We start from the raw sequence: 14,276 nt of genomic DNA, 5'->3' as shown, positions 1-14,276 counted from the left end.
GCCGGCGGTCCCCTCGGGGTCCGCCGGCCCTGTCGTTCGCCCGGACGGGGCACGCGGAGTCATTCGACCGGCCAGGTGTGCGCCGGCACGTTCAGATGCATGTACTCGATGTACTGCCGGGTCATCCGCCGCAAGGCCTGGTGCCGGCCCACGTGGACGACGTCGTGCAGGTGGTGGAACATCTCGGACTGCCACACCGCGCCGTTGCGCCCGCTCACACACCGCTGCTCGATGATCCCCAGCAGCGGCTCGCGCCGGGCCGCGTCCATGCCCAGCCGTTCGAGGCCGCGGTCCGCCAGCGGCAGCAGGCGCCGCAGCACCAGCTCGGTGACCGGCACCTCGCCCATGCCGGGCCAGTACAGCTGCGCGTCGATGCCGTGCCGCGCCGCGGTGTGCAGGTTCTCCTCCGCCGCCGCGAACGACATCCGCGACCACACGGGCCGGTCCTCGTCGACCAGGGCGCGGACGAGGCCGTAGTAGAAGGCCCCGTTCGCCACCACGTCGGCCACGGTGGGGCCCGCGGGCAGCACCCTGTTCTCCACGCGCAGATGCGGTACGCCGTCCACGACGGCGTAGACCGGGCGGTTCCAGCGGTAGACCGTGCCGTTGTGGAGGGTGAGCTCGGCGAGGCCGGGGGTTCCGCCTCGGTCGAGGGTCTCTTCGGGGTCCTCGTCGTCGCACAGGGGAAGGAGCGCCGGGAAGTACCGCGCGTTCTCCTCGAAGAGGTCGAAGACGGAGGTGATCCACCGCTCCCCGAACCAGACGCGCGGTCGCACACCCTGCACCTTGATCTCGTCCGGCCGGGTGTCGGTGGCCTGTTCGAACAGCGGAATGCGCGTCTCGCGCCACAGCTCCCTGGCGAACAGGAACGGCGAGTTCGCGGCCAGGGCCACCTGCACCCCCGCGACGGCCTGTGCCGCGTTCCAGTGGTCGGCGAACTCGTCGGGCGCGACCTGCAGATGGAACTGGGTGCTGGTGCAGGCCGCCTCCGGCGTGATGGTCCGCGCGTAGGTCCGCAGCCGCTCCACCCCGTCCACCGCGATCAGGAGGTCCTCGCCCCGCGCGGCGAAGACCTGCTCGTTCAGCAGGTGGTAGCGCGGGTTCTCGGAGAGGGACTCCGGACCCACGTCCGCCAGTTCGAGCGTCGGCAGGATCCCGATCATGACGAGGTGCGCGCCGATCGCCGCGGCCTTCGCCTCGGCGTGGTTGAGAGCCTCGCGGATCTCCCGCTCCCAGGAGTCGGGGTCGCCGGCCGTGAGCCGCCGCGGCGCGATGTTGATCTCCAGGTTGAACCGCCCCAGTTCGGTCGCCCAGGACGGATCCGCGATCGCCGCCAACACGTCCGTGCTGCGCATGGCGGGCTCGGCGTCGGCGTCCACGAGGTTCAGTTCGATCTCCAGACCGACCTGGGGGCGCTCGACGTCGAACCGCGACTCCCGCAGCATCCGCGCGAACACGTCGAGGCAGGAACGCACCTTGTTCCGGAAGCGGCGGCGGTCGTCACGAGTGAACTCCGCCGCCGGGACGTCACGTCCCATCGGTCCCTCCCGAGTCTCGTCGGCGCGGACCCCCGCTCTCAGCGTCCCACTCCGAGGGCGGCCCAACCACCGAAGCCGGCGGCGCCGGGCCCGTATCTCCCCCCGTGGACGGCGTGACCTGCGGGTTCACCCGCGCGGTGGGTCGGCCCCCGTGTCCGCCCCGGCCCGTCCTCCGGCCCCCGCCGACACGGGGGCCGCTCCGGCGTAGGCTTCGCCCAGCACGAACACGACGGGGGTGGGCGTATGACGGCTGAGACGGCACCGAGGTGGGGATCGACCCTCGATTCGGTCATGGTGTACGCGCAGGGCGCGCTCTGCCACCGGCTGGCCCGGGGCAGCGTGCCACCGGACGGCCGGGTACGGGTCACGGGGCTTCCCCGCTCACTGGACCCCGGCTCGCTGCGCGCCCGGGTCCTGGGCTCGCCGGGGGTGCGGGTCACCGAGGCCCGGGTGGAGGTCCAGGCACTCGCCCACGACGAAGCCGCGCCCGACGGGCTGCGGCGCGAGGTCGAGCGGCTTCGTGAGGCGTACGCGGCGGCGGCGGGGCGCCGGGACCGGCAGCTCGGTCTGATCGCCGAGGTCGGAGGGCTGCGTCCGGTCCCGCCGGGCCGCAAGCGCGAGGATCCGCACCGCCGCACCCCGGTCGACGCGTGGCTGGAGCTCGCCGACTTCGTCGACGAGCGGCTGGCCGGACTGCACGCGCGTCTCGCCGAGCTCGAACAGGCGCTGCTCGACGCGGAGCACGAGCTCGACATCGCCGCCGACAGATACGAGCGCGCCTCCACGGACGCCCCGTCGGCGCACCTGGACACCACGGTCTCCGCGCTGCTGACCCTCGCGGGCCCCGCCGACGCCGAGGTGGAACTCGACCTCGAGTACGGCGTGCCGGGCGCCGTCTGGGTCCCGGCCTACCGTCTCACCCACCGTCAGGGCGACGACACCGGACGACTGGTGCTGCGTGCCTCGGTCGCCCAGCGCACGGGCGAGGACTGGACCGGAGTACGGGTCGCCCTGGCCACCGCCGACCTGCGCCGCCGCACCGACCTGCCGAGACTCCGCTCGGTCCGGATCGGACGACGCCAGTCCGCCCCCGCGCCCTCCGGCTGGCGCGAGCCCCCGGCGGGGCTCTCCGACCTCTTCTCCGGGTACGCCGCCGCCGGCCCGCGCCCCGAGTCGGGCGCCGCGGGCAGGGCTGTCGGGGGTGCCGCCGGCGCGCCCGTCGCCGGGGGCGTACCGGAGAGCGCCCGGTACGACGAGGTGCCGCCCCCGCCCTCGGTGGGATACGGCGAGCCCGTTCCGCCGCCCCCGCCGTCGGTGGGCTACGGCGGGCCGCCCCCGCCGGCACCCCAGGCGTTCGGCGCCCCGCCGCCCGCGCCGGGAGGCGCATACCACTCCGGTCCCACACGACCGGCCGGCCGCCCCCGTGCCGGTGGCCCGGCCTTCGCAGGAACGCCGGCCCCCGCCCTGGCCCCCGCGGCTCCGGGCGCTCCCGGCGCTGCGGCACCGCCTCCGCCGCCGGTGGCCGGACCGCCGCAGCCAAGCGGCACCGAACTCGACTACGCCGCCCTGGTCCTCAGCGGCCCCGACGAGCCGGGCGGCCGCCGGGGCCGGCTGTTCCCCGCGTCGCCCTTCGACGCCGTGACGGCCGAGTACCGTCGCCGCGCTGAGGCGGTGGCCGCGCTGCCGCTGCCCGGACACGCCGTGCGGCCCCGGGAGTCGGCGGGCTCGTTCGACCACCGCTTCGACGCAGCCGCCCGCGCCGACGTCCCCTCCGACGGGACCTGGCACACCGTCACCGTCGCCGAGATCCCGGTCGGGCTGCGCACCGAGTACCTGTGCGTGCCCTCCGTGGAGCCGACCGTGTACGCGACGCTCGTGCTCTCCAACGCCACCGACCAGGCGCTGCTCGCCGGGCCGGTGGAGGTCACCGTCGATGACGACTTCCTGCTGACCGCCGCGCTGCCCACGCTCGCCCCCGGTGGCGTCCGCCGGGTGGGGCTCGGACCCGCCGAGGGTGTGCGGGTCACCCGCCGTACGAACCTGCGCGAGTCGACCTCGGGGCTGCGGAACAACATCACCGTGCTCGACCACCACGTCCATGTCGAGCTGGCCAACCGGCTCGCGCGACCCGTCACCGTCGAGGTACGGGAGCGGGTGCCCGTCACCTCCGAACCGGACGTCCGCATCGAGGAGCGGGCCGGCTGGACGGCGCCCGCGGAGGGCGGGCCCGAGCATCACGCCCCCGGCACCCGCCTCTGGCGCGTGGACCTTCCCGCAGGTGGCACCACCGCCCTCGACGGCGGTTACGAGATCCGTATCCCGGCCGGCAAAGCCCTGGTCGGCGGCAACCGCAGGAGCTGAGACGCCCCCATGTCCACGGTCTCGAAGACGATCGCCGTCCCCGTCACCGCCGTCACCCTCCTGGAGGACCGGGCCCACGTCGAACGCGCCCTCGCACTCGACCTGGAGCCCGGGGTGCAGCGGCTGCGCCTCGGCCCGGTCAGCGCGCTGGCCGTCGACCGTACCCTCCATGCGGAGTTGCTCGCCGCCGACCCGGCCACCGTGCTCGACGTCCGCGTCGTCCGGGACTGGACGCCCCGGGGTCCCCGGCCGCCGGCCGACGACGAGTCCGCGCTGCGCCACCGCGCCCACGCCCTGGACGAGGAGCGGCTCGACCTCGAGCGGCGGCGCGAGCGGCTGCAGGCACGCCTGGACCTCCTCGGCCGCCTCGCCGCCGATGTGCTGCGGGAGATCGGCGAGGGCGCCGGTTCCGGGGAGACCGAGAGCCCTCGCTGGGCCCGCGAACTGGACCGGGTGGACGCCGAGCGTGACACCTGCGGCGAGCGGCTGCGTGCAGTGGCCGCCCGGCTGTCCGCGCTCGCCGCCGAACTCCGTGAGGTCCGACAGGCCGTGGAGATGACGGAGGAGGAGCCCGCGGAACTGGTCGCCCACATCGAGCTGACCGTGGACGCCCCGGTCGCCGGGCCGGTCGAACTGCGTCTGAGCCATCTCACGCCGTGCGCGCTGTGGCGGCCCGCCTACCGGGCCGTGCTCGACGGGGACGCGCTGACGCTCGAGACCGAGGCGGTGGTCTGGCAGCACACCGGCGAGGACTGGTCCGACGCCCGGCTGACGCTGTCGACGGCCCGTTCGGCGCTGGCGACCGATCCGCCCCGTCTTACGGAGGACCGGCTGGCGCTCAAGGACCGCACGGCCGCGGAGCGCCGCACGGTCGACGTCGAGCTGCGCGAGGAGGAGATCGGGGACCTGGGACCGGCTCCGGTGCTCGGCCTGCCGGGGGTCGACGACGGGGGCGAGGCGCGCGTGCTGCACTCCCCCGCGCCGGTGTCGGTGCCCTCGGACGGCCGTGCCCACCGGGTGCCGCTGTCCGCCTTCACCACGGCCGCGCGCCGCGAGTACTCCTGCTCGCCCGAGCTGTCGCCGCTGGTCACCGAGGTGGTGCGGTTCGACAACCTGTCCGGGCACGTGCTGCTCGCCGGGCCTGTGGACCTCGTCCGCGGCAGTGGCTTCAGCGGTCGCGGCGCGTTGGAGTTCACCACCCCCGGTGCCCCGGTCGAGCTGGCCTTCGGCAGCCGCGACGACCACCGGGTGGTGCGCGAGACCGAGGAGTCGCGCGACACCGCCGGAATCACCCAGCGGACCGTGGTGACCCGCACGGTCCGGCTGCACCTGTCGCGGTTCTCCGCGCCCGGGGAGCGCGGTGAGCGGGTGGTCGTCCTGCGGGAGCGCGTCCCGGTGTCCGAGGTCTCGGCCGTGGAGGTGCGCCTGCGCGAGGAGGCGTGCTCGCCCGCGCCCGACGCGGTCGACGCCGAGGGCATCGCCCGCTGGGACGTCGCCCTTCCGCCGGGCGGCCGCCGGACGGTCACCCTGGTCTACGAGCTGTCGGCGAGCGCCAAGGTCGCCGGGCTCTGAGCCCGCCCGGTCCCCCGCCCCGGGTGCGGGGCGGGGGACCGGGCGGGCGGGCGGGCGGTCCAGCGGTCTCACGGCCTCGGCGCGTGCCGGTTCTCCCCGGCCTCCGGAATTCGGCCGTCTGTTACGCGGTGGTGCCCTGCGTGTTCTCTCCGCGGGGCGGTGTGCGGTGCGCGACCATACGAACGCCACGTCGCAGTCTTGACCCGACGAAGCGGACGACGTCAAGCAGGCGGCCGGCAGACGGAAACACCGCGACAGGAAGAAGGACGGACGTGTCCGGCAGCGAAAGCGAGAACCCGGCAATCCCCTCCCCGGCCCCCGCGCCGACCCGCCCCAGGACGAATCGTGACTGGTGGCCGAATCAGCTGGACCTCCAGGTACTCCATCAGAATTCGCCCCAGTCCGATCCCATGGACGAGGACTTCGACTACGCGAGGGAATTCGCGACTCTGGACGTCGACGCCCTGAAGCGGGACGTGTTCGAGGTGATGACGGCCTCGCAGGACTGGTGGCCCGCCGACTACGGTCACTACGGGCCGCTCTTCATCCGGATGAGCTGGCACGCGGCGGGGACGTACCGCATCGAGGACGGCCGGGGCGGCGGCGGTGACGGCGCCCAGCGTTTCGCTCCGCTGAACAGCTGGCCGGACAACGCGAGCCTCGACAAGGCCCGCCGACTGCTCTGGCCCGTCAAGCAGAAATACGGCCGGAAGATCTCCTGGGCCGATCTGCTGGTCTTCGCCGGTAACTGCGCCATGGAATCCATGGGGTTCAAGACGTTCGGTTTCGGATTCGGCCGGGAGGACATCTGGGAGCCCGAGGAGGTTTTCTGGGGGCCGGAGGACACCTGGCTGGGAGATGAGCGGTACAGCGGTGACCGGGAACTCACCGGTCCTTTCGGCTCCGTGCAGATGGGGCTGATCTACGTCAATCCGGAAGGCCCCAACGGCAATCCGGATCCGATCGCGGCCGCCCGGGACATTCGCGAGACGTTCGGGCGCATGGCGATGAACGACGAGGAGACGGCCGCTCTCATCATCGGCGGCCACACGTTCGGCAAGTGCCACGGAGCGGTCGATCCGGAGTGCATCGGTCCGGAGCCGGAGGCCGCCCCCATCGAGCAGCAGGGCATCGGCTGGCGGAACACGTGCGGCAGCGGCATCGGCGGCGACGCGCTCACCAGCGGCCTCGAGGGCGCGTGGACCTCCGAGCCGACGAAGTGGGACAACGGCTACCTGGACAACCTGTTCCGCTACGACTGGGAGCTGACGAGGAGTCCGGCGGGCGCGAAGCAGTGGACGCCCACCGATCCCTCCGCCCGGAACACGGTGCCCGACGCCCATGATCCGGCGAAGCGGCACGCGCCCATGATGCTGACGACGGACCTCGCGCTGAAGCTGGATCCGGTCTACGGTCCGATCGCCAAGGGTTTCCACGAGAACCCGGACCGGCTGGCGGAGGCCTTCGCCAAGGCCTGGTACAAGCTGCTGCACCGCGACATGGGGCCCGTCTCGCGCTATCTCGGCCCGTGGGTCCCCGAGCCGCAGCTGTGGCAGGACCCGGTGCCCGCGGTCGACCACGCGCTCGTCACGGACGCGGACGTCGCCGACCTCAAGGGCAGGATCCTCACGTCGGTACCGACGCTCTCCCACCTGGTCACCACCGCGTGGGCGTCGGCGGCGAGCTTCCGCGGCACCGACAAGCGCGGCGGTGCCAACGGGGCACGGATCCGGCTCGCGCCGCAGCGGGACTGGGAGGTGAACGACCTCCCCGAGGTGGCCGGGACGGTGCAGGCCCTCGATCAGATCCGGCAGGAGTTCGACGCCTCCCGGTCGGACGGCGTACGGGTGTCGCTCGCCGATCTGATCGTGCTCGGCGGCTGCGCGGCCGTCGAGCAGGCCGCGCGGAACGCCGGGTACGACATCACCGTCCCCTTCTCCCCCGGGCGTACGGACGCCTCGCAGGAGCAGACCGACACCGAGACGTTCGCCGTGCTCGAACCGAAGGCGGACGGGTTCCGCAACTACCTCCCGGCGGGGGAGAAGCTGTCGCCGGAGACCCTGCTGCTCGACCGGGCCAACCTGCTCACCCTGACCGCTCCCGAGATGACGGTGCTGATCGGCGGCATGCGGGCCATGGACGCCGGGTTCCGGGGAGTCCGGCACGGGGTGTTCACCGACCGGCCCGGCGCGTTGACCACCGACTTCTTCGTGAACCTGCTGGACATGGGCACGGAGTGGAAGGCGTCGACCGAGACCGAGAACGTCTTCGAAGGCCGGGACCGTGCGACGGGTGCGGTCCGGTGGACCGCCACCGCCGTCGACCTCGTCTTCGGCTCGCACTCCCAGCTCCGGGCGATCGCGGAGGTCTACGCGTCCCAGGACGCGGGCGAGAAGTTCGTACGGGACTTCGTGGCGGCGTGGAACAAGGTGATGAACCTCGACCGGTTCGACCTGTCCTGACCCCGGCGCCGGGGCCGAGGAGCGGGTCCAGGGGTACGGGGGTGCCTGCGGGCGCTCCCGTACCGGCGCCCCGCCCTCCCCCTCAGGACGGCATGTCCGCCAGTGCCTCGTCCGTGTCCCCGTACACGCGGAAGACGGTCCGCGCTCCCGTGATCTCGAGCATGCGGGCCACGGGAGCGCGCAGGGCCGCGAGGTCCAGGCGCCCCCCGCCGCGCTGCATCCTCAACCGTGCCTTGAGCAGCAGGTTGAGCCCGGTCGAGTCGCAGAACCGCAGTCCTGAGCAGTCGACGACGAGGCGGTCGGGGCCGGTGTACTCCTCCAGGGCGGCGCGCAGGGGCGCGGCCGTCTCGTAGTCGAGCTCCCCGCGGACGGCGAGTACCACCGTCCCGGAGGGGCCGCGGGGCCGGACGAGGACGGCGACGGGCTCCACCCGCTCGTCGTCGGCGGCGCTGTGGGGCTTTCCGACGCGTTCCGTTCCGACCTCTGTCTCCGCACGGTTGTCACCCTGCATGGGATCGCCGGCCTCCTTCCCGTCGCTGGTGTCCCCTCGGTGCCGCGGGCCTCCCCGCCGGGGGCGGCGGCTGCGCGGCTACCCGGCCCGGATGCCTCGTACTCATGGAAGCGTGGTGCGCCTCACCTCTCCGGTGCTCCGGGGGTCGACGTCCTGCGCCTGGACCAACGGACCACCAGGCGCATCAGAGTGACCAGGGTCAGGACCCAGGCGGCGGCGAAGGCCCAGATCAGGAGGGGGGCCTCGGTGGCGACGGCCAGGACCAGCAGGGCCAGGGTCAGGGCGCCGAGGGCTCCGAGGGCGAGGACCGCCGGTCGTCCGCGCCCGGCGCCGACGGCGCGCGGGGGCCCCCGACGCTTGGTGTGCAGCCTGCGGGCGAGCGGCCGGTCCTGTTCTAGCTGCTGCTCGATCTCCGCCAGGATGCGTCGCTCCCGTTCCGAGAGCCGGGCCTCGTCCATCACAGGCACCTCCCGCCGTACGACCGGCGTCCTGATCTGCCGCTGCCCAGACGGGCCCGGCTCAACCCCGTGGGGTGGGATCCCGCCGAGGTACGTCCGTCACCGCCTGCCGGGGCCGGGCGGCAGCAGTTCCCGGTTGCTGATCCGGTTCAGGTCACCGTGGTCCCGGACGGCCACGAGCCGACGACCCGCGGCTCTTCGCGGACTGGCGGGGAGAGCGCGTGGTCGAGCCGGTTCGCCGAGGGGTCGCGGCGGCCGCCGTGGTCGAACGTCTCGGTGAGCACGGAGTGTTCGGCCGTCCGGTGACGCGGGGCGCCGTCGAGCGGGCGGTGCTGGGCTCCGGAGGAGCCGGACCGTGCCCGGACGCGTTCTCCCCGGCGTTCGGGGTAGCCGCATGTTCTCGCCCCGCGACGAGCAGCGGCGGCGCCAGTGAGGAGGAAGCTCCATGAACCTTGCCGAAGGCCGCACCGCGGACTCCCGCGTGGCCCCGGGTGATCCGATTCCCGCGCGGATCGCGGGCGTCGCGGCACGCGCCACGGGCGGTCCGCCGGAACAGGACCTTCCGCTGGACCACACGCAGGCCATCCTCGAAGTCACCAAGGAGATCGCCGGCGTCCTCAAGGCGTCGGACTGTCCGTTCGCCCTGGTCGGGAGCGTCGCGGCCTACGCCTACGGGATTCCGGTGCGGTTGCAGCACGACACGGACTTCGCCGTGCGGCGCGAGGACGCCGACACCGTCACCGCCCTGCTGCGCGAGCACGGCATCGAGATCGTCGACCCGCCGGAGGACTGGCTCGTCAAGGCCCGCAGGGGCGGGGAGCACATCGACCTGATCTTCTCCCTCGCGGGCCGTCCGGTGACGACCGAGCTGCTCGAACGGGCGTGGACGCTTCCCGTGGACTCGGTGCACATGCCGGTCATCGACCCGACCGACCTCATGGTGGGGCGCCTGGCCGCCCTGTCCGAGCACCACTGCGACTACGGCAAGCTCCTACCGGTCGCGCGGGGCGTGCGCGAGCGGGTCGACTGGGACCGCGTACGCGAGGAGACCGGGGACAGGCCGATGGCGGCCGCCTTCCTCTACCTCCTCGAGCTCCTCGACGTGATCCGGCCGAGCGCCGAAGCGGAGGGGACCGGGCCGGGCGAGTGAGCCCCCGGTCTGCGGGCAGTCGCCCAGCGCGTGGAAAGGAGGAGCCGTCATGCTTCTCATCGGCCTTCTGCTGCTCGTCGCCGCAGGCGTCTTCACCGGGCTGCTCATCGCGGACAACACCTCCGGGGGTCCGGAGTACGAGGCCACGGTCCTCGACCGTACCGTCGGCACGGTCGACACCCTGGGCGCCTTCCTCGCCGGCGTCGGTGTGACGCTGGTCTTCTGCCTCGCCCTGGCCATGATCTTCGCGGGCATGGCACGGCGACGGCGTGCGCGGGCCCGCGAGTCGCGTGCGGAATACCGCCGGGCGGGGGCCCCGCCCCGAGCGGACCGGGGTGCGCATGACCCGGACACGGACTACCGCAGGGCGCAGGCGCCGCGCGAGGACCGCGGTACGTACGACCCGGACTCCGACTACCGCCGGTCGGCTGCGCCCCCGCGCGACGACCACGGTACGTACGACCCGGACACGGACCACCGCCAGGCGGAGGCGCCGCCGCGCGAGGACCGTGGGGAGCCTTCGCCCCAGGCCCATGGCACCCGCCCGGGGCTGTGGGAGCGGATGACCGGCAAGGAGGACGAGAGGCCCCGGTGACGTCCACGCGGCCCTCGGGCCCGCGCCCCGGTCGGTGGTCGCGTGTTCTCGACCACCGACCGGGGCAAGCGGGGCTACCGCGTGGGGGTCAGGCCGTGTGGAGCGTCAGGCCGTAGCGGCCGAGGATCTCGTTGACGGGCTGGAACCAGGTCTCGCCGCCGGTGGAGCAGTTGCCCCAGCCTCCGGAGGTGACACCCTGGGCCTGGTCCCCGCTGATGAACGCACCGCCGGAGTCACCGCCCTCGGCGCACACGCTGGTCTTCGTCATCTGGTGCACCGCACCCTGGCTGTAGTTGACCGTCTGGTTCTTGGCCAGGACGGTGCCGCAGTGCCAGCGGGTCGTGGAGCCCGAGCGGCACACGGACGCCCCCACGGGCGCCTCGGCCGAGCCGCGGACGAGCCGGTCCGGGACCGTCCCCCAGCCGAGCACCACCGGGACCGTCCACCAGCCGCTGTGGATGCTCACGTACGCGTAGTCGTCGCCGGGGAACGAGGAGCCCTGGAACGTGCCCATCGCGGAGCCGTCCCAGCCGCGGACGGCCGCCCCGGCCCGGCCGCAGTGCCCGGCGGTGACGAAGCCGCCGTGCACGGAGAACCCGATGGAACAGCGGACGTTGCCGGTGTAGTAGGGGTCGCCGCCGACGGTTCCCGCGGCGTACGTACGGGGTGCGGCCGCCGTCTCGGCGACGGTGACCGGGCCGGTGGCGCGGGCCCCCTCGACGAAGGCGCGCACGGCGGGCAGGTCCCGGTCGGCGCGGACGACGGTGACGACGACACTGTTGGACCGCGGGTCGACGTGCCAGCCGGCGACCCCGGCCGGGGCGGCGCGGGTGTCGAGCCGGGCCTTGACCCGGTCGAGTGCGCCGGCGCTGTGCCGGACCAGCCGGGTGTCGGCGCCGAGCGCCCGGACCTGCGCCTCCTCGCCACGGTCGGTGAGGCCGACGACGAGCCGTCCGCTGCGTGCGTCGAACCAGGCGCCGCCGAACGATTCACCCGCCGCCCGTCGCGCTTCGGCCTCCACGCGCGCGGCGTCCCGTTCGGCCTTCAGCCGTTCGGCGGCCTGCTGGTCCGTGAGTCCGAGGTCGCGGCGCATGGCGTCGAGGAGTCCGGCCGAGGCGGTGGGCGTGGCGCCGGGGGGTTCCGCGCTCGCGGGGACGGTGTGGGCGGCGCCGAGTCCGACGGTGAGCATGAGGGCGGCGACGGTGGCGCGCAGGGTGGATGTACGTCTCACAGGAGCCTCCTGGTGGGGGAAAGAGGACGTTGAGAGCGCTCTCAGGCGGATACGGCGAGTACGTTAGCGGCCCACACTTGTCAGGTCCATACCATGGACAGATCCAGGGGACGGGAGGGCGATCCGCTGCGGCCCCCACGATGACCGTCCCGTACGACGTCCTCGTTCCCGGAGGGTCGGGCGGGGCGTCCGGGTGGCAGGCGACCATGTAGCGCCCGACGGAGAACCCGTCGAACTCGCCCTCCCAGTCGTCGGGGAAGAGCTGCACCTCGCCCTGGGCCCAGGCCTTGATCCGGCGGCTGACCTCGTCCACGCGTACCGGGTCCGGTTCCGCCACGGGGTGGAAGTAGAGCCCCGGGACGGGACGGCCCTCTGCCGGTGCCCGGGTGGCCGCGGGCTCCGGGGCCGCCGCGCGCGGGGCGAGCGACAGACCCGTCGTGCCGAGCCCGGTGGGGCCGTGCGGGATCCATGCCGGGCCGGGCCTGGGCGGGGCGGCGGCCCCGATGGGCGTGGCCGCCCGGCCGAGGACGTGCGCCCCGAAGTGGGCGGCGGCGGCGGCCAGACTCGACTGCAGAGGGGAAGACCCGGGTTCGGGCATCCGTGGCTCCTTGGTGAGGGTTGAGGTGTCCGGTCCCCGGGCACGGTCCGTCGCGGCCCGGGGGCCCGGGCCGCGACGAAGCGTGGGTGGGGGGCGTTCTAGTCGCGCCTACGGGCGATCTGGACGTTCTCCAGGACGCCGAGCGCGTTGGGCACGAGGATGGCGGCGGAGTAGTACGTGGTGACGAGGTACGACATGATCGCCTGCTCGCCGATGCCCATGAAGCGCACCGAGAGGCCCGGCTCGTACTCCTCCGGCAGTCCGGTCTGGCGCAGTCCGATGACACCCTGGTTGTCCTCGCCGAGGCGCATGGCGAGGATCGAGCTGGTGTTCTCCTTGCTGACGGGGATCTTGTCGCAGGGCAGGATCGGGACCCCGCGCCAGCCCAGGACCCGGTGCCCGTCGAGTTCGACGGTGTCCGGGTAGAGCCCGTGGGCGTTCCACTCGCGGCCGATCGCGGCGATGGTCCTCGGATGGGCGAGGAAGAGCCTGGTGCCGCGACGGCGGCAGAGGAGCTCGTCGAGGTCGTCCGGGGTGGGCGGGCCGGAGTGGGTCTGGATCCGCTGCTTGAAGTCGGCGTTGTGGAGCAGGCCGAACTCCCGGTTGTTGATCAGCTCGTGCTCTTGGCGCTCGCGCAACGCCTCGATGGTGAGCCTGAGCTGCTCCTCGGTCTGGTTCATCGGCCCGTTGTAGAGGTCGGCGACCCTCGTGTGGACCCGCAGCACGGTCTGCGCGACGGAGAGTTCGTACTCGCGCGGGTTGAGCTCGTAGTCGACGAAGGCGCCCGGCAGTTCGACCTCGCCGGTGTGACCGGACGACATGGCGATCTCGGCCTCGCCGTGACGGTTCTGCCGCTGGAGGGGCAGCGAGCTGAACTCCTCGATGTGGGCCTGGAGGGCCGGTGCGGAGGACAGTACGGAGGCGAACTCGGCACGGGAGAGGGTGAGGAGCGTGCCGGAGGTCTCGGCGGTGGCGGTGCAGTCCCAGCGGGCGTCGGCGTCCAGGAGGGCGCTCTCACCGAAGTGGTCGCCGTCGGCGAGGACGGCAACGGCCACTTCGTCACCGTACTTGCCGACGGAGGTCTGGTTGATCCGGCCGTGAGCGATCAGGTGGATCTGCTCGGCGGGGGCACCGCGCACGACCAGTACCTCGCCGGCGTCGAAGTCGCGCTGCTCGCACCGGCGGGCGAGCACGCTCAGCACCTCCTCGTCCTCGAAGCCGCGCAGCAGGGCGAGTTCGCCGAGTTCACGGGGGATCACCCGGACGTGGGCACCGTCCTGGACGAACTCGATGCGACCGTCGCCGACCGTGTAGCTCAGCCGACGGTTGACCCGGTAGGCGCCGCCCTTGGTCTCCACCCACGGAAGCATCCGCAGCAGCCAGCGGGAGCTGATCTCCTGCATCTGCGGGGCGGACTTGGTCGTGGTGGCGAGGTTCCGGGCGGCTGCGGTGCTGAGGCTGGACCGCTCGGGCGGGTCGAGCTGGGCATCCGGGCTGGTGTCGACGGTCATGGGGGCGGGCTCTCCTTCGGAGGGGGGTGACGGCCGGCGCACGCGCACGTCGGCCGGGAAGAGGAGAAAGGGGGAGGAAGAGGACGGGCTGGGGTGAACCTCCGGGAACCCGTCCAGATCCCGGGGAACAGTAACGGCCGGTGATCCCGGCACGCCCGGTCGGACGGAGGGCATTACCCCGAAACGGCGATCTTGCTCCGTGCGAGGTTTAAGCGGGCGAACGACCGTTTTCGCACGGGTCGGCCGAGAGCCCCTGGTGCGCGTGGCGGGGGGCGTCGAACTTTTCGCG

The 14,276-nt window shown here is 73.3% G+C and carries 11 protein-coding genes; 5 read left to right on the top strand and 6 right to left on the bottom strand.

Annotated elements, in window-relative coordinates; translation table 11 throughout:
* Positions 1 to 59: 59 nt before the first annotated feature.
* Positions 60 to 1,538 (bottom strand): glutamate--cysteine ligase, encoded by a 1,479-nt coding sequence (locus tag ACFWV2_RS20945; RefSeq protein ID WP_384406480.1) that lies wholly within the window; start codon positions 1,536 to 1,538, stop codon positions 60 to 62.
* Positions 1,539 to 1,829: 291 nt separating this feature from the next.
* Here ACFWV2_RS20945 and ACFWV2_RS20940 point away from each other — a divergent pair, with 291 nt between their 5' ends.
* The 3 genes from ACFWV2_RS20940 to katG all read left to right on the top strand — a co-directional run bounded on the left by ACFWV2_RS20940 (position 1,830) and on the right by katG (position 7,933).
* Complete coding sequence (locus ACFWV2_RS20940; RefSeq protein WP_384406479.1) at positions 1,830 to 3,899, top strand: DUF4139 domain-containing protein; 2,070 nt, start codon at positions 1,830 to 1,832, stop codon at positions 3,897 to 3,899.
* A gap of 9 nt (positions 3,900 to 3,908) precedes the next feature.
* Positions 3,909 to 5,471, top strand: coding sequence for a mucoidy inhibitor MuiA family protein (locus ACFWV2_RS20935; RefSeq protein WP_384406478.1), 1,563 nt, complete (start codon positions 3,909 to 3,911; stop codon positions 5,469 to 5,471).
* A gap of 272 nt (positions 5,472 to 5,743) precedes the next feature.
* The gene (gene katG, locus ACFWV2_RS20930; RefSeq protein ID WP_384406477.1) at positions 5,744 to 7,933 is read left to right on the top strand and encodes a catalase/peroxidase HPI; all 2,190 of its coding nucleotides are present in this window, start codon (positions 5,744 to 5,746) and stop codon (positions 7,931 to 7,933) included.
* Positions 7,934 to 8,015: 82 nt separating this feature from the next.
* Here the strand turns inward: katG and ACFWV2_RS20925 are convergent, their stop codons facing one another.
* From ACFWV2_RS20925 to ACFWV2_RS20915, 3 genes are all read right to left on the bottom strand, one after another.
* A complete protein-coding gene (locus tag ACFWV2_RS20925; protein WP_384406476.1) occupies positions 8,016 to 8,444 on the bottom strand; it encodes an STAS domain-containing protein in 429 nt (142 codons plus the stop codon).
* A 122-nt stretch (positions 8,445 to 8,566) separates the two neighbouring features.
* Complete coding sequence (locus ACFWV2_RS20920) at positions 8,567 to 8,902, bottom strand: DUF3040 domain-containing protein (RefSeq protein ID WP_384406475.1); 336 nt, start codon at positions 8,900 to 8,902, stop codon at positions 8,567 to 8,569.
* A gap of 149 nt (positions 8,903 to 9,051) precedes the next feature.
* Positions 9,052 to 9,186 (bottom strand): hypothetical protein, encoded by a 135-nt coding sequence (locus ACFWV2_RS20915; RefSeq protein ID WP_384406474.1) that lies wholly within the window; start codon positions 9,184 to 9,186, stop codon positions 9,052 to 9,054.
* 161 nt (positions 9,187 to 9,347) lie between these two features.
* On the opposite strand from ACFWV2_RS20915, the gene ACFWV2_RS20910 reads away from it, so the two are divergent.
* Both ACFWV2_RS20910 and ACFWV2_RS20905 read left to right on the top strand, forming a co-directional pair.
* A complete protein-coding gene (locus tag ACFWV2_RS20910; RefSeq protein WP_384406473.1) occupies positions 9,348 to 10,052 on the top strand; it encodes a nucleotidyltransferase family protein in 705 nt (234 codons plus the stop codon).
* A gap of 49 nt (positions 10,053 to 10,101) precedes the next feature.
* Positions 10,102 to 10,647, top strand: coding sequence for a hypothetical protein (locus ACFWV2_RS20905; protein WP_384406472.1), 546 nt, complete (start codon positions 10,102 to 10,104; stop codon positions 10,645 to 10,647).
* 88 nt (positions 10,648 to 10,735) lie between these two features.
* Here the strand turns inward: ACFWV2_RS20905 and ACFWV2_RS20900 are convergent, their stop codons facing one another.
* Both ACFWV2_RS20900 and ACFWV2_RS20895 read right to left on the bottom strand, forming a co-directional pair.
* Positions 10,736 to 11,878, bottom strand: a complete 1,143-nt coding sequence (locus ACFWV2_RS20900) for a trypsin-like serine protease (RefSeq protein WP_384406471.1) — start codon at positions 11,876 to 11,878, stop codon at positions 10,736 to 10,738.
* 696 nt (positions 11,879 to 12,574) lie between these two features.
* Positions 12,575 to 13,987 carry a family 2B encapsulin nanocompartment shell protein gene (locus ACFWV2_RS20895; RefSeq protein WP_384406470.1) on the bottom strand — a complete coding sequence of 471 codons (1,413 nt, stop codon included), beginning with the start codon at positions 13,985 to 13,987 and terminating at the stop codon, positions 12,575 to 12,577.
* Positions 13,988 to 14,276: the final 289 nt, after the last annotated feature.

Source organism: Streptomyces sp. NPDC058671, assembly GCF_042716475.1.
Taxonomy (GTDB): domain Bacteria; phylum Actinomycetota; class Actinomycetes; order Streptomycetales; family Streptomycetaceae; genus Streptomyces.
This window is presented reverse-complemented; position numbering and strand designations above follow the sequence as displayed.